The sequence below is a fragment of the Novosphingobium meiothermophilum genome, assembly GCF_003171715.1.
Classification (GTDB): domain Bacteria; phylum Pseudomonadota; class Alphaproteobacteria; order Sphingomonadales; family Sphingomonadaceae; genus Novosphingobium; species Novosphingobium meiothermophilum.
In genome coordinates, this window is the sequence record NZ_QGHL01000017.1 from 1 (window position 1) to 18,654 (window position 18,654).

The 18,654-nt window shown below is 65.8% G+C and carries 16 protein-coding genes; 2 read left to right on the forward strand and 14 right to left on the reverse strand.

The genetic code is table 11. The annotated features are described in order from the left end of the window. Window positions 1-145 precede the first annotated feature (145 nt). From DKM43_RS13845 to DKM43_RS13890, 10 genes are all read right to left on the reverse strand, one after another. Complete coding sequence (locus DKM43_RS13845; RefSeq protein WP_109799097.1) at window positions 146-1,270, reverse strand: fumarylacetoacetate hydrolase family protein; 1,125 nt, start codon at window positions 1,268-1,270, stop codon at window positions 146-148. Between the two features lie 190 nt (window positions 1,271-1,460). Next, complete coding sequence (locus DKM43_RS13850) at window positions 1,461-2,261, reverse strand: SDR family NAD(P)-dependent oxidoreductase (protein WP_109799098.1); 801 nt, start codon at window positions 2,259-2,261, stop codon at window positions 1,461-1,463. 12 nt (window positions 2,262-2,273) lie between these two features. After that, complete coding sequence (locus tag DKM43_RS13855) at window positions 2,274-3,344, reverse strand: alkene reductase (protein WP_109799099.1); 1,071 nt, start codon at window positions 3,342-3,344, stop codon at window positions 2,274-2,276. Between the two features lie 5 nt (window positions 3,345-3,349). Continuing rightward, window positions 3,350-3,979 (reverse strand): nuclear transport factor 2 family protein, encoded by a 630-nt coding sequence (locus DKM43_RS13860; protein WP_109799100.1) that lies wholly within the window; start codon window positions 3,977-3,979, stop codon window positions 3,350-3,352. A 15-nt stretch (window positions 3,980-3,994) separates the two neighbouring features. After that, window positions 3,995-4,537, reverse strand: coding sequence for a flavin reductase family protein (locus DKM43_RS13865; protein WP_236632593.1), 543 nt, complete (start codon window positions 4,535-4,537; stop codon window positions 3,995-3,997). Between the two features lie 152 nt (window positions 4,538-4,689). Beyond that, window positions 4,690-5,178 (reverse strand): Lrp/AsnC family transcriptional regulator, encoded by a 489-nt coding sequence (locus DKM43_RS13870; RefSeq protein WP_109799101.1) that lies wholly within the window; start codon window positions 5,176-5,178, stop codon window positions 4,690-4,692. Window positions 5,179-5,182: 4 nt separating this feature from the next. Next, on the reverse strand, window positions 5,183-5,671 hold the full coding sequence (locus tag DKM43_RS13875) for an Lrp/AsnC family transcriptional regulator (RefSeq protein WP_236632594.1): 489 nt from the start codon (window positions 5,669-5,671) through the stop codon (window positions 5,183-5,185). Window positions 5,672-5,842: 171 nt separating this feature from the next. Beyond that, on the reverse strand, window positions 5,843-7,987 hold the full coding sequence (locus DKM43_RS13880) for an oxidoreductase (protein ID WP_109799103.1): 2,145 nt from the start codon (window positions 7,985-7,987) through the stop codon (window positions 5,843-5,845). Window positions 7,988-8,132: 145 nt separating this feature from the next. Then, window positions 8,133-9,272, reverse strand: coding sequence for a helix-turn-helix transcriptional regulator (locus DKM43_RS13885; protein WP_109799238.1), 1,140 nt, complete (start codon window positions 9,270-9,272; stop codon window positions 8,133-8,135). 110 nt (window positions 9,273-9,382) lie between these two features. Beyond that, window positions 9,383-10,546 carry an LLM class flavin-dependent oxidoreductase gene (locus tag DKM43_RS13890; RefSeq protein WP_109799104.1) on the reverse strand — a complete coding sequence of 388 codons (1,164 nt, stop codon included), beginning with the start codon at window positions 10,544-10,546 and terminating at the stop codon, window positions 9,383-9,385. A 201-nt stretch (window positions 10,547-10,747) separates the two neighbouring features. On the opposite strand from DKM43_RS13890, the gene DKM43_RS13895 reads away from it, so the two are divergent. Then, window positions 10,748-11,212, forward strand: coding sequence for a nuclear transport factor 2 family protein (locus DKM43_RS13895; RefSeq protein ID WP_109799105.1), 465 nt, complete (start codon window positions 10,748-10,750; stop codon window positions 11,210-11,212). A 13-nt stretch (window positions 11,213-11,225) separates the two neighbouring features. Here DKM43_RS13895 and DKM43_RS13900 read toward each other — a convergent pair whose 3' ends face one another. Then, window positions 11,226-11,972, reverse strand: coding sequence for an SDR family NAD(P)-dependent oxidoreductase (locus tag DKM43_RS13900; protein ID WP_236632595.1), 747 nt, complete (start codon window positions 11,970-11,972; stop codon window positions 11,226-11,228). After that, window positions 11,972-14,341, reverse strand: coding sequence for a TonB-dependent receptor (locus DKM43_RS13905; protein WP_109799106.1), 2,370 nt, complete (start codon window positions 14,339-14,341; stop codon window positions 11,972-11,974). Before DKM43_RS13905 ends, DKM43_RS13900 begins: the two co-directional genes overlap by 1 nt. Before the next feature lie 188 nt (window positions 14,342-14,529). On the opposite strand from DKM43_RS13905, the gene DKM43_RS13910 reads away from it, so the two are divergent. Further along, complete coding sequence (locus DKM43_RS13910; RefSeq protein WP_236632596.1) at window positions 14,530-16,323, forward strand: FAD-binding protein; 1,794 nt, start codon at window positions 14,530-14,532, stop codon at window positions 16,321-16,323. Here the strand turns inward: DKM43_RS13910 and DKM43_RS13915 are convergent. Both DKM43_RS13915 and DKM43_RS13920 read right to left on the reverse strand, forming a co-directional pair. Beyond that, complete coding sequence (locus tag DKM43_RS13915; protein WP_109799108.1) at window positions 16,301-17,071, reverse strand: SDR family NAD(P)-dependent oxidoreductase; 771 nt, start codon at window positions 17,069-17,071, stop codon at window positions 16,301-16,303. The genes DKM43_RS13910 and DKM43_RS13915 overlap by 23 nt on opposite strands. 44 nt (window positions 17,072-17,115) lie before the next feature. Then, on the reverse strand, window positions 17,116-18,654 hold the full coding sequence (locus tag DKM43_RS13920; protein WP_109799109.1) for a FadD3 family acyl-CoA ligase: 1,539 nt from the start codon (window positions 18,652-18,654) through the stop codon (window positions 17,116-17,118).

The window sequence follows — 18,654 nt, forward strand, 5'->3', positions numbered from 1 at the left end:
CCCGCCACGATCGCCTCGCCAATCCCGCTCGCACCCCCCGTCACAATCACTCGCCTGCCCCGCAGACACGGATAAACCACCCCGCCACCAAGGGGTGACACGAGGACCGGTTCTGCGGCGGCTGCATCCACGATCGGGCGCGCGTTCATGCACATTCGACCAGACCGCGCGCGGCCAGATTGCGCATGAAATCGGCAATGCCGTGCGTCCAGGCCGGGGCATCGCGCGAGGTGGTGACGGTATTGGCAAGCGTGCCAAGGCGCGCGGAGCGGATCGTCACCCTGTCACCCACCTTGTGGGTGAATCCTGCGCCCGGCTCGTCGCGGTCCTGCGTGGGAGCGAAAAGCGTGCCGCAAAACAGCACGAAGCCATCGGGATAGTGATGCTCGCTCAGCGTCTGGGCGACGAGGTTGAGCGGATCGCGGCTGATTTCCGACATGCGGTTGGTGCCTTCCATGCGGAAGCCATCGGTGCCTTCGACCAGAAGTTGCACTTCGGCGCGGCGCACGTCCTCTATGGTGAAACCGTCATCGAACAGGCGGATGAACGGGCCGATCGCGCACGAGGCGGTATTGTCCTTCGCCTTGGACAGGAGCAGTGCCGAACGGCCTTCGAAATCGCGCAGGTTCACATCGTTGCCCAGCGTTGCGCCCAGCACTTCGCCATCGGCATCGACCGCCAGCACCACTTCGGGTTCAGGGTTGTTCCACGCCGAATCCGAACGCACCCCGATCAGCGCCTCGTGGCCGACGGTGGAAAGCACGGGCGATTTGGAGAAGACTTCGGCATCCGGGCCGATGGCGACTTCGAGATACTGCGACCACATGCCCTGATCGATCAGCAGCGCCTTGAGCGCCATGGCTTCCTCGCTGCCGGGCACGACCGAGCGGATGCCCGATCCGATTCTGGCTTCGAGCTCTTCGCGGATTGCGGCTGCGGCGCTGGCATCGCCGCGGGCGCGTTCCTCGATCACGCGCTCGATGGCGCTAAGGGCAAAGGTCACGCCGCACGCCTTCACGCATTGCAGATCGATGGGCGAAAGCAGGCGCCAGCCCCGCGGCAGGCCATCTGCAACCGCACCGAGATCCACGCCGCCGTCGAATGCGCGGCGGGCGATGGCGCCAGATGATGTGCTGGCGTTAGCGGTAATATCGAAGATCCGCCCCTGGCGCAGCACGATCACGTGCGGTCCGGCAGCGCTCATCGCGCGGCCCAGAAAGAGTCCATCAGCATAATCATGCGGAAGGCACGCCGCGAGCCCCACTGTCATCAATCCATCTCCCCGGCCTGCACGCGGCAGCACTGTTCAGATCAGCCGCAAGACTGATAGCGCTACCTTAGAAGCGCGCCAAGGGGATTTCAAGCCCGTCGTGGCGCAAGGAAAAACCCCGCTGTCGAAGGCGGGGTTGCAGTCTGCCAGAGCCGGGAACGCAGGAGAGCGGATGCGGGACTGCGCGCGCTCAGCCCAGCCACGCACCGCCATTGACGTTGATCGTGGTTCCTGTGGCAAAGCTGGCATCGTCGCTGGCGAGATAGGCCACCGCGCCCGCCACCTCGTCGGGCCGGGCCAGCCGTTTCAGCAGGCTGTCGGCGGCCACTGCGGCCTTCACTTCATCTGGCAGCGGGGCATAGATCGGGGTTTCGGTCGCACCGGGATTGACCGCGTTCACACGGATGCCGCGCGGCGCCAGTTCGCGCGCCATGGCCCGTGTCATGCCAAGGACAGCGGCCTTTGCCGCGACATAGGGAACCGGCCCGTTGCCTGCCAGCGCCGCCGTGGAGCCGATGTTGACGATGGCCCCGCCAGTGCCCTGTTCAGCCATGACGCGCACGGCCGCGCGCGAGCAGCGAAAGGCTCCGTCAAGCGTCACGGCCAGCACGCGCGACCAGCCCTCGTCGGTGCAGTGGATCGTCTGGTCGGCAATGACGCCTTCCTCGCCCGCGGCCTGCCGGGCCTGCGCCGCGTAGAACGCGTCCATCCCGTCGCCCGGCGCACTGCCGATCCCGGCATTGTTGACCAGCACGTCCACCCCGCCCAGCGCGCGCGCCACGGCGGCAAAGGCTGCATCGACCGATGCACTGCTGGCAACATCGCAGGCCACGCCGATATGCGGCGCGCCCAGCACCGCGCCTGCCTTTTCCGCCGAAAGATCGAGCACGGCCACAACCGCACCTTCATCGGCCAGCCGCCGCGCGATGGCCGCGCCAATGCCCTGCGCCCCGCCGGTCACAACCGCGCGCCTGCCTTCGAGCCGTTTCATCGCGCCATCCCTTCAGCCTGCCCGTGGATAATCGGTGTAGCCGCGCGCATCATCGCCATGCCCGGTGTAGAAGGTGGCGCGATCGGCCTTGGCAAGCGGCGCTCCGGTGCGGAAACGCTCCACCAGATCGGGGTTGGCGATGAAGGCATAGCCGAACGAGACCGCGTCAGCCTTGCCCTCTGCGATCACGGCATTGGCCTTTTCCAGCGTGAGGCCGCAGTTCTCGATCACCGCGCCTGACCAGTGGCTGCGCACCAGATCGAGCGAATCGAAGCCCTGATTGGGAATGTGGATCAGGTGGCACCATGCCAGTCCCATGCCATCCACTGCCTTGAGCAGCGTGGCATAGGTTTCTGCCGGGTCGGCATCGGCCATACCGTTGAAGGTGACGCCGGGACAGATGCGAAAGCCCACGCGCCCCGGCCCGATGGCTTCTGCCAGCGCGCTGAGCGTTTCGACCACGAAGCGCACCCGGTTTTGCGCGCTGCCGCCCCAGGCATCGGTGCGCTGGTTGGAATTGGACGAAAGGAACTGCATCGGCAAATAGCCGCTGGCGCAGTGCAGTTCGACCGCGTCAATCCCGGCCGCGCGGGCATTGCGCGCCGCGGCCGCATATTCGGCGATGACGCCCGCAATCTCGTGCGCTGCCAGTGCGCGCGGCATTTCGGGCGGCACCGGAACGCCATCGGGGCCGGGGATCGGATCGGGGCAGGCGATGGCGCTGGGGGCGATGGTTTCGGCATCGGCGGCCTTGTTCGCCCGCACGCTGGCGCGGCCAACATGCATGAGCTGCATGGCGATCAGCCCGCCTTCACCATGGACGGCATCGGCCACCTTGCGCCAGCCTTCGACCTGCACGGGCGCATGAATGCCCGGCGTGCGCCAGTAGCCCTTGCCGTGCGGTGATGGCTGGGTGCCTTCGGTGATGATGAGGCCCGCCGAGGCGCGCTGGCGGTAGTATTCGGCCATGAGGTCGGTCGGCTCGTCGTGCGGCCCGGCACGGTCGCGCGTCATCGGCGCCATGATGATCCGGTTGCGCAAGTCCAGATCGCCCAGCCGCACTGGCGAGAACACATCGGCCATCGGCATCAGCTCCGCACGCGCGGCTTGGGGAGCGGAGCGCCGCGTCGCATCGTTTCGATGAACTTTTCAAGCGGCGCGGGCGGTTCGACCGGGCCATCGTGGGGCTGGCCCTGCCGCGCCCAGTAGCTCTTCCAGCTTGGAAACAGATCGTGGAAGCTGCCGTGATAGGGCGGCACGCCCGGCCAGCGCATCTTGCGCTCGCCCACCGGCGGCTTGTTGAGATCGGTGGCATACCAGTAGAGCGGCAGGCGGCGGCGGAAGTACCAGCGCCCGCCGATGCGCTCATACTGGTCGAAATACATCATCTGCATGATGACCCATTCCGCGCCGCATTCATGCTCGTTCTTGGAATAGACCACGCCTTGCGCATGGTCGGGATCATCGAAATCTATGATATGGCCGCCGATATGGTGGCTGGTGCCATCGAACTGCATCGAATGCGTCTCGTCGAACCAGTCGCGCAGCGCCTTGCGGCCGGTCTTGCCGCCGCCCACGCGCACATCTTCGGGAAACAGGTTCACCCACGCATCGCCATCGCGCATGTCGAGCGCGAGCGCATACTTGGCGGGCAACTGGCGGATTGCATCGAGCGATTCGAGCCGGTCGATGCGGGCGAGCAGGGATGCGTCGGTCATGGCAGGATCATGCTTTCAGGAAGTGAGCGGAGCGGGCCGGCAGAGCGCGCCGTTGGCCCAGCCGAGGATGTCGTCGCTGCCGGAGGTGAGAAGATCGTCCACCGCGCCCACCAGCACATCGTGCGTGCCGAAGCTCAGCCGTTCGCGGATGGTGCAGAAGATCGCGGCGGGGGCATCGTCGATGAACCACACGCCATCGTGGGCGTGATGCACATGCTGGCGCCAGTCGCTTTGCGTGAATCGCGCATCGCGGGCGGCGGGATCGGCAAAAGGCACAACATGGCCGCCCTGCCCCGGTTCCAGCAGGTTGATGCAGAAGCGCCCCGCGCGCAGCATGGCGTCATGCGCGCTGCCCGAACGGTTCACGCAGATCGCCATGGCGGGCGGTTCGAGGCACACCGGCATCAGCGCCGACATGGCCAACCCCACGGGCTGCCCGCTTTCGGGATCGAAGCTGGTGACGATTCCAAGGGGGGCGGGCATGAAGCGCAGCACGCGCTTCAGCCGCGCATCAAGCGGTTCTGGCGCTGGCAATCCGGGATCAGCCGGTCCGGTCATGGAACTCCCCCTTGAGCGCGCCCGGCATCCGCGCGGAAGGCGCGAATCTCAGAGGCGCTTGCTATTTGCGCTAAACCATAGCCATAGTTTTACGCAAATGCAAAGTGAGAGTGCATATTGTCGCCTGAATCAGGCGAAGGCAGGGCTGCGGATCAATCGTCGTCGTCGATCACTTCGGGGCGCGTGATCTTGGCCATGCGGGCATTGTATTTCACCGTCTTGACCGCGATCGAGGTTTCGACGTGGTGCACCCCGTCGATCGAGAGGATCTTGTCCGAAGCCAGTTCGACCAGCGCTTCCAGTTCGTCGATCAGGCACATGGCGGTGATGTTGAACTCGCCCATGGTGATGAGCACGGCATTGATGCCGGGAATATCGGCGATCACCTGCGCCAGTTCGCGCACGCGGTGCACATCCACCTGCACGTTGATGAAGGCGAGCTTCGCGCGCTTGCCCATTTCGAAGCCGGTGATCGCGGTAAAGGCGATCAGTCCGTCCTGCTGAAGGCGCTTGATGCGCCCGCGCACGGTGCCCTCGGTCACGCCCAGTTCGGCCGCAATCCTGCGGTTGGAAACGCGCGCATCGCTGGCAAGCATGTCGATCAGCTGCTGGTCGAGCGCGTCAAGTTGCGGGGCCGCCATTGTCTCAGGCTCCCTTGCCGGTGGTGCGGGCCTCGATCGGGGCCACGTCGAACTTGTACTTGATGATATCGACCACCACCGCCGGGCTGAGCGAGCGGATGCCGCGAATGCCGGAAAGATCGTTCAGCAGGAAATCGGAAAGATCATCGAAATCGTGCAGGGCCACCAGCATGTCGATATCGTAGCGCCCCGTCACGAGATGGGTTGCCACCACTTCGGGCAGTTCCGCCAGTTCGGCGGCCACTTCGGATGCGGGCCGCCCGTCCACTTCCACCGGGATGCGCAGCAGCACGTTGAAGCCGTGCGCGGAAAAATCAGAAACCGCCACCACGCGAAGCTGGTTGGCATCTTCCATCCGCTTGATCCGGGTGGAAACCGTGGTCGCCGTCAGCCCCAGCTTTTCGGCGATCTGCTGGTTGTTGGCCCGCCCGTTCAGGCGAAGCTGCTCGACGATGTTGAGATCGGTCGCGTCGTAACTGAAGGTCTGAGTCATGGTCCCCGGCGCGCCGCGCGATATGTGCCGCGGCGTTTCGGCTTGCGGTTTGCGCAAGCGCCGGTCGTCCGTCAACCTCATTATCGTCCGTATCCGCGAAGCAGCCGCGCCTTGCGCAGGCGCCGCTGGCAGGGCGCTGCGCAAGGCGGCGGGATCAGGCGCACCCCGCGATCACGCAAGCGCCGGTTCCCCGGCCAGCGCGCGCACCGCCGTTGCCGCGCCGTGGATTGCCCCTTCGATATAGCCCACGCCATTCGCATCGCCGATCGCGTGGACGGCAAAACCGGCCTCTTCCAGCGCTTTCGCAAGTGCCAGATCGCCGGTTGCGCCCTTGGCTACCACCACGTTTCCGGCCGGGACCGTGTGCCTTTCGCCAGCCGCATCGGCAAAGCTGACGCTGTCCTTGCCGATCACGATATCGCGCGCGCCCGCGTGCAGGCCGACGCCATGCTCGGCCAGTTCGGCAAGCAGCCGCATCCGCCGCACCAGGGTCAGCCCCTTGCCCATGCGCGGCGCTTCCTCGATCACGTTGACGGTGCGCCCGCGCTCCATCAGGAACTCGGCCAGTTCCAGCCCCACCAGTTCGCCGCCGATGATCGTGACCGTATCGGCCAGCGGCATCCAGGCGTGGGTTGCCTTGCGCACCAGCGCAAGGTTCGCGCTGGCGCCCGTGGCCGCGCCAACCCTTGTCGCCAGCCGCGTGAACAGCCCGGTTTTGCGCCTGAGGGCCTCGGTATTCTCACCGAGCATCATCGCGCGCATGTCGTCGCCCGAATAGACGTGGTCCTGATCGCCGCCGGGAATATCGGGCATGGCGCGCACCGCGCCGGTGGCCACGATCACCGCATCCACGCCCAGCCCGCGCAGCAGTTCGGGCGTGGCAAGGGTGGAGAGCCGCACATCGACGCCGGCTTGCGCCACTTCGCGTTTCAGCCATTCCAGCAGGCGTTCGTTGGGTTCATAGGCAAGGCCTGCAAAGCGCAAGGTTCCGCCCAGCCGGTCCGACTTTTCGATCAGCGTCACCTTGTGGCCCAGCCCCGCCAGACGGCGCGCCGCTTCCATTCCGCCCGGCCCGCCGCCGATCACCGCGAAGCGGCGCGGCGCAGCGCCTGCCGGGGCAGGCGCACCCTTGCATTCGAAGCCAAGGTCCGCGTTCACTGCGCAGCGTGCGCTTTCGCCCATGTAGATCGCGCTGACGCAGGTGTAGCAATAGACGCAGGGGCGCACCTTTTCGTCCTGCCCCTCGGCCAGCTTGCGCGGCAGGTGCGGATCGGCCAGCAGCTTGCGCCCCATGGCGATGAAATCGGCCTCGCCCTTGCCGATCGTGGCATCAGCCGTTTCAACCTCGATCCGGCCCGCGCCGATCACGGGGATCTTCACCACCTTGCGGATTTCCGCGGCGGCCGGAAGATTCCAGTCCTCGATATGCGGAATGTTCGATTCCGAATGGAGCTTGCCTACGGCGGTATCATGATAGGCGGTGACGGCGATGGCATCGACTCCCGCCGCCTCGACCAGCTTCGCCGCTTCCTTTGCCATGTCGAGCGTGATGCCGCCGGGCTTGCCCACCTCGCGCGAATCAAGCTTGATCCACACCGGAAAGTCCGGCCCCACTTCGGCACGGACCGTGCGGATCACATCGCAGGTCAGGCGCAGGCGGTTCTCAAGGCTGCCGCCATACCGGTCGGTGCGGGTATTGGTATAGGGCGATGTGAAGGATGACAGCAGATAGCCGTGCCCGCCGTGGATCTCCACGCCATCGAAGCCGGCCTCCTTCGCCCGGCGCGCGCCCTGCGCGAACTGGTTGACGGCAAGATTGATGTCGGCCTGTTCCAGAACCTTGATTTCCGGCATTTTCATCCCGGCAAGCGCCTGAAGCTCCTCCATCAGGAAATAGTCGATGAAGCTGCCCTTGGGCGCGGGCGGCACGGCAGGCCCCCACAGCTTGTGCCCCCAGCGGTTGAAGGAGTAGCCCGCAACGAAGCCGCCGTGGTGAAGCTGGGCGGCAATCTTCGCGCCGTGCGCGTGAACCCGGTCCGTCATTTCCCGCAGCCTGGGAATGAAGCGGTCGTCCGAAATCGCGGTCTGCCCCATGGCGACCGCGCCCACCGGCCATGCCACGCCCGCCACGCCCGAAACGATCAGGCCCACGCCGCCCCTTGCCTGTTCCTCGTGGTAGGCCATCAGGCGCTCGCCCACGGTGCCGTCGTCTTCCGAAAGGCTGACCCCCATCGCCGCCACGACAATGCGGTTCCTTGTCTGCATTGAGCCGATGCGGCCCGGCGAAAGCAGATGAGGAAAGCGGTTGGAAGTCATCGCGCACAGCTCCGTCGCATGGCCGGAAGAGCTTGGCGATGCCCGGCAAGGGCTGCGCGCATCATTCTCCCGGCTTTGCCTGATTTATATATTGCGTAATTCATGGCCCACTGAATTACGATTTTCAAGGAGAAACGTTGCGTCTCTACCCGCCCAGCGAAGCAATCAGCGCCACCAGTTGCGCCTGCCGGTGAACCCCGGTCTTCGCAAAGACCGAACGCAGCTGCACTTTGGCCGTGTTGTGGGCAATGCCCATCCGCCGGGCGGCCTCCACCAGCGAATGTCCTTCGGCCAGCACGGCCGCCAGCCGCGCTTCGGCCGCGGTCAGCCCCAGCAGATCGCGCAGCGCCAGCGCATCGGTGTGCGCCTCGGCCACGGGCCGCGCCAGAAACAGCGCCAGCGCCCCTGCGCCATCGTGAATGGCGCTGAGGTCAAGCGGGCGGGCCGTGGCCACCAGATCGCCGCGTTCGGGCCGGGCAATGCGGAACCGGCACAGGCCGCCCGGCCCGCCGACGCCGCGCCTGCCGCCCATGAGATCGGCCAGAAGCCGCTGATGGGCAGGTTCGGCGAAGACCAGCTCCTCGCCCCGGCGGCGCAGCCCTTCGTCCTCGGCCAGCAGGCTTTCGGCAAGCGCATTGGTGCTCACGATGCGTCCCGCGCGGTCCAGAACCACCAGCGCCAGCCCCAGCCCTTGTGCGGTGGCATGGAACACCCCGTGTTCGGCCCCGGCAAACTGGAGCTTCTCGAACAGGCCAACGGCAATGCGCAGGTGCGGCGCCAGGGCCTGAAAGCGGGCCCGCTCCCCGCGGGTGAACGGCGCAAGCGAATTGTGGCGGCTTACCCGGAAGCGCGCTTCCCAGCGCCCTTCGGCCTGTCGCGCCGCGCCGCGCGTATCGGCAAAGACGGAACCGAAGTTGAGGTCCATGCCCAGAACCTCGTCGAAACCGCTTTGCGCCATGGCCGCGCGGTATTCGGCAAAGTCGGTTTCGGGAAGGCCCGCCATGAACTCGGCATAGGATGTGACCACCCCGTCGGGCAGTCCGCGGAACGGATCGTTGGCAAAGAGCGTCTCGGTATAGGCGGCATCGAACGCGGGGCTGCTTCCGGGTGTCAGGAACGTGGCGGGCTGGCGCTTGCCGGGCGCGGTGATGATGAGCGTGGCGAAACTCGCGTCCATCCATCCGGCCAGCGCTTCCAGAAAGCGCCGCCATGGCTGCGCCTCGCCGATCCCGGCATAGAGCCGGGCCAGAAGATCGGAGAACGCGGGATCGATCTGGCCAGCCATGGGCCGCAGCATAGGCTGGGCGGCGTCCGTCCGACAACCGCCAAACCCGCCCGGCCGGAAGCCCCGCGCCGATGCTGCCATTCCTTGCCCCGGCGCGGACAGAGAAGGGCCTACTCCGCTGCCTCCATGACGCCAGCTTCGGCTGCTTCCAGTGCCCTGAAGTGCGGAATGACCTTTTCACCGATGTTGCGGATGGTCTGCATGATGATGTCGTGCGGAATGCCGCCCATCTGGAAGATGAACAGGATTTCGTCCGCGCCTGCATCTTTCAGCCGCTGGACATAGCGGATGCAGTCATCCGGCGTGCCATAGGCATCCTGCGCCACGGTGTAGTTCGAAAGGTGCTCGTCGCCCACTGGGATGGCTTCTTCGGAAAGATAGGCAATGGTCGCCTGCTTGCCCTGCTCCAGCACGCGGGCATGATCTTCGGCGTCAAGCGTCTCGTCCACCGTGGGCTTCGGCCCGCCCTGATACCAGTAGGCAATGCTTTCGGCAAAGAAGCGCTGGCCGCGCAGGCCAATGCGCCGCGCTTCGGCCCGGTCTTCCAGCACGGTGGCCGCGCACAGGGCGGCCAGATGCTCGGTCGGGCGGAAACCCACCTGATCCTCTGGCTTGCGGCTGCGGAAGGCCTCGCGGTAGATCGCATTCTTGCGCGCGATCTCGTCCGGGCCGGAAAAGCCCAGCACCAGCGCACCGATGCCCCGGCTTCCGGCGGCGATCAGCGTGTTTTCGCGGGTGCAGGCCATGTACATCGGCGGGTGCGGATCCTGCCAGGGTTTGGGATGGATGGCGCGCTTGGGAATCTTGATGAACTGGCCGTCGTGCTCGATCTCGTCCTGCACCATGATCTTTGGGATCAGATACATCGATTCGTCGATCATCGGCTGAAGTTCACCCAGATCATAGCCGAAGGTTCCCGCCTCCTGCTGGGTGCCGCCCTTGCCCACGCCGAAGTGCAGCCGGCCCTGCGAGAGAATGTCGAGCGTGGCGATGCGTTCAGCCACTTTCACCGGGTGGTTCATCGCAGGCGGCAGGCAGACGACGCCGTGGCCGATGTGGATGCGGCTCGTGGCCCCGGCAATGAAGGCCAGCACCGTTTCCGGGGCCGACATGTGTGCATATTGCGTGAGCGCGGTATGTTCCACGCACCAGATGCAGTCGAAGTCCATCGCCTCGGCCAGCTTGGCCTGTTCGACGATCTGGAGGAACACCGCGCGCTCGTTCTCGCGGCTGGTATCGACCATCTGCGCTTCATAGATGATGGAAAACTTCATTGCCCGTTCTCTCCGCCTCTTTCGCCCGGTCAGCCGTCGCGGTGCCGGGCGTGTTCTCGTTCCGGGACTGAAGCTATCGCAGCGCGCACCTGTGCGCATAACCCCTTCGGGTTATGCGGGCGGTGCGCAGGTGCGGTCATGTTGCGCAACATGCTGCATCCTGACATGGCCTGATGCGCCGTCCTTGAGGATCAACTATCCATGTCCGATACGCTCGACGCCCTCGAACGCCGCCTGCGCCTTCTGGAAGACCGCGAGGCAATCGGCGATCTCATCGCCCGCTATGGCCCGCTCGCCGACCGGGGAGAGGCGGCGGCGCTGGCCCGACTGTGGACGGCCGACGGAATCTACGAAGTGGTGGGCTTTGCCCGTGCCGAGGGTCAGGCCGCAATTGCCGCGCTGATCGACGGGGCGCATCACCGCGCGCTCATGGCCGATGGCTGCGCGCACCTGCTTGGCCCGGTGGCGGTCACGCTCGATGGCGACGAGGCAACCGCCGTCTGCCATTCGGTGGTGTTCCGATCGGTATCGGGGCATTTCGTGGCCGAGCGCGTGTCCGCCAATCGCTGGAGACTGGTGCGCACGGGCGCAGGCTGGCGCGTGCAGCACCGCGCCAATGCCCTGCTTGACGGAGAGGAGGCCGCGCGCGCCATCCTCTCGATCTGAGGATTGGAGCCGCCTAGCCCGCCAGTTGCCCGCCGTCCACGGTAAACAGCGCGCCAGTGGCCTTGCGCGCCTTGTCGCTGGCAAGAAAGGCGAACATTTCGGCGATGTCTTCCGGTTCGCACGAACCATCCAGCAGCTTGGGCGCGTTGCGCATCATCAGCGCCCAGTCCACGCCTTCGGGCGGCGGGGTGTTCTGGGTCATCGGGGTCACGACATGGCCGGGGCAGATCGCATTGATCCTGACGCCCGCTGCCGCATACTCGATCGCCAGCCCGCGCGTGATCGCAGCCACGGCGTGCTTCGATGCCGAATAGGCGATGTTGTAGGGCTGGCCCTGCAAGGCCGCGGTCGATGCCGTGTTCACGATCACACCCCTGCTTTTCAGCAGGTGGGGCATGGCCGCCTGACAGATCACGAAAACGCTGGTGGCGTTCACGTGCATCAGCAGATCGAAGTCCTCGGCGGAAAAGCTGTCGGACGGACCCCATTTCAGCAGCCCGGCAATGTTGCACACGATGTCGAGACCGTCTGCGGCCGCCACATCGACGAGCGCCCGGCACGAGGCATAGTCGGCGGCGTCGTAACCTTGCACGCGCGGGGTTCGCGCCATCATCGCCGCCGTTTCCTCAAGGCCCGCAAGGTTGCGGTCGGCGATGGTCAGTTCTGCCCCTTCGGCGGCAAAGCGGATGGCGGTGGCGCGGCCGATGCCCGATGCCGCGCCGGTGATGAGGCCCTTCTTGCCTGCAAACAGCACGGCCATCAGAACCGCACGCCGAAGGTCAGGCCATAGGTGCGCGGATCGGGGAAGTAGCCCACCGTCAGCCCGCCGAAGCCGGGACCGAAATCGATGAAGTTCTGCGGGTCGCGTTCCTTGGTGAGGTTGCGCACCCACAGCGAGAACTCGCCCTTGCCGCCGCCCAGCGGCACTTCGGCAATCCCTGCGCGCAGGTTGACGATCGAGCGGCCCGGCGAACGGGTGTTGTTGGCGTTCTGCTCGGAAGGATTGGCGGTGACAAGGGCATAGGGGAAGGTGAAGTAGCCCGACACGTAGTTGAAATCGCCGCCAAGGTTGAGCTTGCCCCAGCTTCCCTCGATCACCTGCCAGTCCACGCCCAGCGCTGCGGTGGTCTTGGGCGTGTGCGGGAAGGCGCGGTTGTTCGAAACGTCGGTGTCCACGCCGTTCACGGCATCGATGTAGCGCTTGTATTTCGGATCGAGGAACGCGATCGAGCCGTTGATCGTCAACCCGTCGACCGGGCGCAGCACGGTTTCCAGTTCCAGCCCGCGGATGCGCGCGGCGGCCGCGTTCTTCACCACCGAGGCGGCAGCGCCCGCAGCGGTGAACACCGAAAGCTGGATGTCCTTGTGCTCGTTCCAGAAGGCGGCAAGGTTCAGGATCACGCGGCCATCGGCAAAGCGCGTCTTGACCCCCATTTCATAGCTGTCGACCAGTTCCGGCCGGTAGGGGTTGCACAGTTCGAAGGCGCCGGTGGGGCAGGCCGCGGTCGGCGCGCGGAAATCGTTGGTTTCCCCGTTGAACCCGCCCGACTTGAAGCCCTGGGCGAAACGGGCATAGACGTTGATGTCCTGCGATGCCTGATAGGCCAGCGTGACCGCCGGGTTGAACCGGTTGAACGTGGCATCCGGCACCCCGCCATAGGGGATGTTGGCCACCACGAAGGGCGAGGTGATGCCGTTCGCTGCATCGAAATTGATGCGGAAGAAGCGGCGGATGTCCTTCTTTTCGTGGGTGTAGCGCCCGCCCACCGTCAGCTTCAGGGCATCGGTCAGATTGTAGTCGAGCTGCGCATAGAAGGCGATGGCTTCGGTATTGGAGCCATAGTCCGACTGGTAGTTCGCGCCACCCCCGAAGAAGCTCTGCGGCCCCAGCGTCTCAGCCTTCTCGCGATAGTAGAAGGCGCCTGCCACGTAGTTCAGCCGGTCATTGAAGGCCTTGCCGGTGATCTGGAGTTCCTGGCTGAAGCTCCAGAAATCGGTATCGCGCTGGGTAAAGGCAACCGGCAGCGGCGAACCATCGAGATCGAGCGAATCCTGCCACTTGAGATCGCGGTAGGCACTGATCGACTTGATCGTGGCCGATCCCACATCCAGCGCCATGGTCAGCGCGTGGCCATAGGTGCGCGAACGTTCATAGAGCGGGTTGGCATCGAGCGATGCGGTGGAGCGGCGCTGCGGATCGGTATAGAGGTTGAGCGGGAAGAACGCGCCCGCAAAGGGATAGCCGGGCGAATTGGGATCGAAGATGTCCTCAGGCCGGCCATTGCGGTTCACCCGCACGAGCTGGGCATAATCGGGCCGCTGATCGAACTTCGAATAATCGAACATGTAATCGGCGGTGAAGTTGCTGCCTTCCGGCTTGAAGCGGACCTGGACCATGCCGCTCTTGCCATCAAGATCGTTGGTGCGGCCCGTGCGCGCGGGGCCTGCAAGAAATGCCTGCGGGAAGGGATTGGGGGTAAGCTGAATGAACCCGTCGCGCTGCTGGATCTGGCCCGAAAGCTTGATCGAGATTGGCCCCAGCGAGGGCAGATCAAGCGCGGCGCGCACCCGCTTCAGGTCATAGTTGCCGTAGCTGGCCTCACCCCGGAAGGCGAGTTCGCCCTTGGGAGCCTTGGGCACGAGGTTGACCGCCCCGGCCAGCGCATTGCGGCCATAGAGCGTTCCTTGCGGACCGCGCAGGATTTCCACGCGCTCCAGATCGGCCACGTCGAAAATCGAGCCTTGCGCCTTGGCGATGTAGACGCCGTTGAGATAGAGACCCACCGCCGGTTCCCACGTGACGGCCGGGTTGATCGTCACCGAACCGCGAATGGCGATCTGCGAGATCGTCTTGTTCGAAGGCGCGCGTTCGAACTTCACGTTGGGTGCGATCGAGCCGAGATTGTCGATCGAGGTGATGCCGCGCGATTCAAGGAACTGGCTGCCCACCGCCGAAATCGCGATCGGCACTTCCTGAATGTTCTCCGCGCGCTTCTGGGCGGTGACGACGATTTCGCCAATGCCGCTGCTGTTCTGCGCGGCGCTGTCCTGCGGCGCTTCCTGTGCCATGGCCGGCGCTGCGATCAGGCCGAGCGTGCTCAATGCCGTGGCGGCAAGCAGGTTCCTCATGATGTCCTCTCCCTTGTTGGCCGCGGAAGCGCGTTTGCGCTTTCCAATTCGGCAAAAGCTCTACTCTTTCAAAGCGTAAGTTTCAAGTATGCGTTGCAATTATCCGATGAATGCGTTTTTTTGGTATCAGACGGCTGCGCAAGATGCGAAAAATCGGATGAAGCGACGACAGGGCGGGAGAGCAAGCCATGACTCAGGATGAACGCACGGGCTGGCCGTTGCGCCCGGATTCTGTCTGGGCCGCTTCATCGCCAGGGCAGATGCCGCCGTCGGGGCGCGACATTGCCGAATGGGGGCTGGCCATTGCCGCGCCCTTGCAGCTTTCCGATCCCGATGCGCACGACTGGGCGGGCGCAGCCGACATGGTGGTGGTGGGCCTTGGCGGCGCGGGTGTTTCGGCCGCGCTCGATGGGCTGGAACGCGGCCTTTCGGTCATCGCGCTCGATCATTACGATGGCGGCGGATCATCGGCGGCCAATGGCGGGGTCTATTATGCAGGCGGCGGCACATCGATCCAGCGCGAGGCGGGCGTGACCGACGATCCCGAAAGGATGGCGGCCTATCTGCGCACCGAAGTGGGCGATGTCGTTTCCGAGGAGACGCTGAGCGACTTCTGCCACTCAAGTGTCGCCAATTTCGAATGGCTGCGCGGCCATGGTGCGCCGTTCAGCGCCACGCTCCATCCGGGCAAGACGTCGTATCCCCCGCTTGACCGGTTCCTCTACCACCCCGACAGCAGCCTTGCCGAACCGTTCCGCAGCCACACGCCGCCCGCCGCGCGCGGGCATCGCACGGTGCGGCGCAACGGCAACAAGCCGTGGGGCCTTGGCGCGGGGATATGGGAACCCTTGCGCGATGCGGCGCTGGCGCGCGGGCTGCAACTGCATACCCAGGCCGAAGCGCGCCAGCTTGCGGTCGATGCGTCCGGGCGGGTGATCGGGGTGCGCGTGGAAATCTTCCGCGATGCCGCCGTCCGCGCCCGGCACTGTGCGCTGATTGCCAGGGCCAATCGCTGGATGGCCATGCTGCCGCCCACCTTCCCCGGCGCGCGCTTCACCTATGCGCGCGGCTTTCGCTATCTTGCAAAGGCGCGCGCGCTTGAGGCCAGCAATCGCAGCACTGCATGGTTCCGGGCGCATCGCGGTGTGGTGCTGAGCGCGGGCGGATTCATCTGCAACCCCGCCATGGTGCGCCACTTCGCGCCGGCCTATGCGGCGGGGCTGCCCAACGGCACGCTGGGCGACAATGGCAGCGGCATCATGCTGGGCGTCAGCGCAGGCGGGGCAACCGGCCTGATGGAGCGGGTTTCGGCATGGCGCTTCCTTTCGCCGCCAAGGGCATGGGGGCGCGGCATGCTGGTTGACGGGCGCGGCGCGCGCTATGTGAACGAGACGTGGTATGGCGCGCGCATCGGCGATGAGATGGTCGAGCGGCACGGCGGGCGCGGGTGGATCGTGCTCGACCGCAAGCTCTACCGGCAATCGCTGCGCGATGCCTTCGCGCCCGATACGCTGGCTTTCCAGCGCGACATCACGCTCGTCAACGCACTCTTCGCCGCGGTCAAGGCGCCGACACCGCAGACCCTGGCCGCAAGACTGGGCCTTGATCCCGAAACCTTCCTGCAAACCCTGGCAGACTATAACCGCGCCGCGCGCGGCGAAGCGCCCGATCCGCTGTTCAAGACCGGCGATGATCTGGCAGTGCTGGATGAAGGGCCGTTCTATGCGATCGATGCCTCGGTCGATGCGCGGATGTTTCCCATTGCCTGCATGACCGTGGGCGGCCTGCTGGTGGATGAGCCAACCGGCGCGGTGCGTGCGGCCAACGGGGGCCTTGTGGCCGGCCTTTATGCCGCCGGGCGCAATGCCGTGGGCATCTGTTCCAACCTCTATGTCAGCGGTCTGTCCTATGCCGATTGCGTCTGGTCGGGAAGGCGCGCGGCCCGCGCGATGGCGGGGATCACGGACCGACCGGCAGCATGACCGGGGCGAAGGTGGAAAGCAGGCCCGCGTCAAGCAGTTGCGCCTGACCGGTGATGAAGCCCGCCGCCGGGCCGGACAGCCACAGCGCCACTTCGGCCACGTGCTGGGCATTGCCGAAGCCGCGCAGCTTCACCCGCTCCAGCGCGCCGGGCGGCACGATGGCGGCATCTTCCATCCCGTTCATCGGCGTGGCGACACCGCCGGGGCAGATCGCGTTGATCCGCGCCCCGCGCGCGGCAAAGGCATCCACGCAGGATTTGACCAGCCCGATCACGCCATGCTTCGATGCGGCATAGGCCGGATTGCCCGGATGGCCGACCAGCCCCGCCGCCGATGCGGTGACGACCACCGCGCCGCCATCGGCAATCACCGGCTGCACCGCCTTGATCCCGCCGAATGCACCCTTGAGGTTGATTGCCACCACACGGTCGAAGAAGGCTTCGTCAACGCTGTCCAGCCCCTGCGCCGCGCCATAGAAGCCCGCATTGAGGAACGCCACATCAAGCCGCCCGGCCGTGGTCATCACGGCATCGACCATGGCCTGATTGGCGGCAAAGCTGGCCACGTCCACTGCGATTGCGCCCGCACTGCCCCCGATGCTGGCGGCGACTGCCTCTGCTCCGGGCAGATCGAGATCCGCACAGAACACCCGTGCGCCTTCTTCGGCATAGCGGATTGCCGCCGCACGCCCGATGCCCGATGCCGCGCCCGTCACCAGCACGACCTTGCCTGCAAACGTTCCGGCCATCCCTCTTCTCCCTTGTATCTTGTCTGATTGTCAGGTGCGGCCCGTCAGCCCTTGCGCAGCTCGGTTTTCAGCACCTTGCCCGATGCGTTGCGGGGCAGGTCGTCAACGATAATGAAGCTGCGCGGAACCTTGTAGTTCGCCATGTTCTCGCGCGACCAGGCGATGAGGTCCGCCTCGCTGGCGCTGGTGCCGGGGCGCAGCACCACGAAGGCGCGGCCCACTTCGCCCAGCCTTTCGTCGGGAATGCCCACCACGGCGGCCATGGCAATCGCGGGATGGCCTGCCAGCAGCTTTTCCACTTCGGCCGGATAGACGTTGAAACCCCCGGAAATATAGAGATCCTTCATCCGGTCGGTGATGCGCACATAGCCGCGCGCGTCCATCGTGCCGACATCGCCGGTGTGCAGCCAGCCATCGGCATCGATCGCCTCGGCCGTGGCGGCCGGATCATCGAGATAGCCCAGCATGACCCCCTGCCCGCGCACAAGGATCTCGCCCGCCTCACCGCGCGGCAGTTCGGACCCGTCCGGCCCGGCGATGCGCACCTCGTTGCCGGGAAACGCCTTGCCGCAGGTGCCTGCGATGGTTTCGGCATCATCGCCCGGAACGCAGGTGGTGATGTTGACGCATTCGGTCATGCCATAGGCGGTGATGAGATCGACCATGCCCAGTTCAGTGCGGATGCGCTCGACCAGCGCGGGCGGCACGGTGGCAGCCCCGGTGGTTCCGCCGCGCAACGATGAGCAATCCCATGCCCGCCGGTCGCGTTCGGCCAGCAGCATCTGGAAGATCGTGGGCGGTCCCGGCATGAAGGTGATGCGCTCGCGCTCGATCAGGTCGATCGCCGCGTTCACATCGAACTGCGGCATGGGCACGGCGGTTGCGCCGGCCAGGATGCAGGCCACCCAGCCCACCTTCATGCCGAAGGAATGGAAGAAAGGGTTGGCAATCAGATAGCGGTCGCCCGTGCCCAGCCGGGTGTTGGCGCACCAGATTGCCGCCTGCGGCAGCACCCGGCCATAGGTCATCAGCACGCCCTTGGGGCTGCCGGTGGTGCCGCTGGTGAACAGGATGTCCGATATGGTATCGGCATCGATCGCGGCCATGGCGGCATCGACTGCCGGATCATCCGCCCCCTGCCCTGCGGCCCCCAGCGCATCGAGGCCGCTATCCAGGAGGACCGTGCCTTCCAGCGCAGGCAGATCCTCGCCCGCGATCAGCGCGCGGTAATCGATGCCGAGAAAGCCTTCGACCGTGAACAGCAGCCGCGCACGGGTGCGGCGCAGGATGTCGCCCGCCTCGCGCCCTTTGAGCCGCGTGTTGAGCGTGACGACTGCGGCCCCGCAGGCCATGACCGCAATCGCCGCCACGATCCACTCGCGCGAGTTGGGCGCCCAGATTGCCACGCGGTCGCCTTTTGTCACACCCCTTGCCAGCAGGCCCGATGCCACCGCGCGGCTGCGCTGCCACAGTTCGGCAAAGCTCCACACCTCGCCATGTTCCAGCACCGCCGGTGCCTGGGGCCAGGTCCGCGCCGCGGCCTCGGCGGCATGGGGGATGGTGGGCGGCAGGGGATCGAGCAC

Coding starts and splice junctions, on each gene's coding strand:
- DKM43_RS13845 (WP_109799097.1), bottom strand. CDS start 1,270: ATGACAGTGGGGCTCGCGGCGTGCCTTCCGCATGATTATGCTGATGGA.
- DKM43_RS13850 (WP_109799098.1), bottom strand. CDS start 2,261: ATGAAACGGCTCGAAGGCAGGCGCGCGGTTGTGACCGGCGGGGCGCAG.
- DKM43_RS13855 (WP_109799099.1), bottom strand. CDS start 3,344: ATGGCCGATGTGTTCTCGCCAGTGCGGCTGGGCGATCTGGACTTGCGC.
- DKM43_RS13860 (WP_109799100.1), bottom strand. CDS start 3,979: ATGACCGACGCATCCCTGCTCGCCCGCATCGACCGGCTCGAATCGCTC.
- DKM43_RS13865 (WP_236632593.1), bottom strand. CDS start 4,537: ATGACCGGACCGGCTGATCCCGGATTGCCAGCGCCAGAACCGCTTGAT.
- DKM43_RS13870 (WP_109799101.1), bottom strand. CDS start 5,178: ATGGCGGCCCCGCAACTTGACGCGCTCGACCAGCAGCTGATCGACATG.
- DKM43_RS13875 (WP_236632594.1), bottom strand. CDS start 5,671: ATGACTCAGACCTTCAGTTACGACGCGACCGATCTCAACATCGTCGAG.
- DKM43_RS13880 (WP_109799103.1), bottom strand. CDS start 7,987: ATGACTTCCAACCGCTTTCCTCATCTGCTTTCGCCGGGCCGCATCGGC.
- DKM43_RS13885 (WP_109799238.1), bottom strand. CDS start 9,272: ATGGCTGGCCAGATCGATCCCGCGTTCTCCGATCTTCTGGCCCGGCTC.
- DKM43_RS13890 (WP_109799104.1), bottom strand. CDS start 10,546: ATGAAGTTTTCCATCATCTATGAAGCGCAGATGGTCGATACCAGCCGC.
- DKM43_RS13895 (WP_109799105.1), top strand. CDS start 10,748: ATGTCCGATACGCTCGACGCCCTCGAACGCCGCCTGCGCCTTCTGGAA.
- DKM43_RS13900 (WP_236632595.1), bottom strand. CDS start 11,972: ATGGCCGTGCTGTTTGCAGGCAAGAAGGGCCTCATCACCGGCGCGGCA.
- DKM43_RS13905 (WP_109799106.1), bottom strand. CDS start 14,341: ATGAGGAACCTGCTTGCCGCCACGGCATTGAGCACGCTCGGCCTGATC.
- DKM43_RS13910 (WP_236632596.1), top strand. CDS start 14,530: ATGACTCAGGATGAACGCACGGGCTGGCCGTTGCGCCCGGATTCTGTC.
- DKM43_RS13915 (WP_109799108.1), bottom strand. CDS start 17,071: ATGGCCGGAACGTTTGCAGGCAAGGTCGTGCTGGTGACGGGCGCGGCA.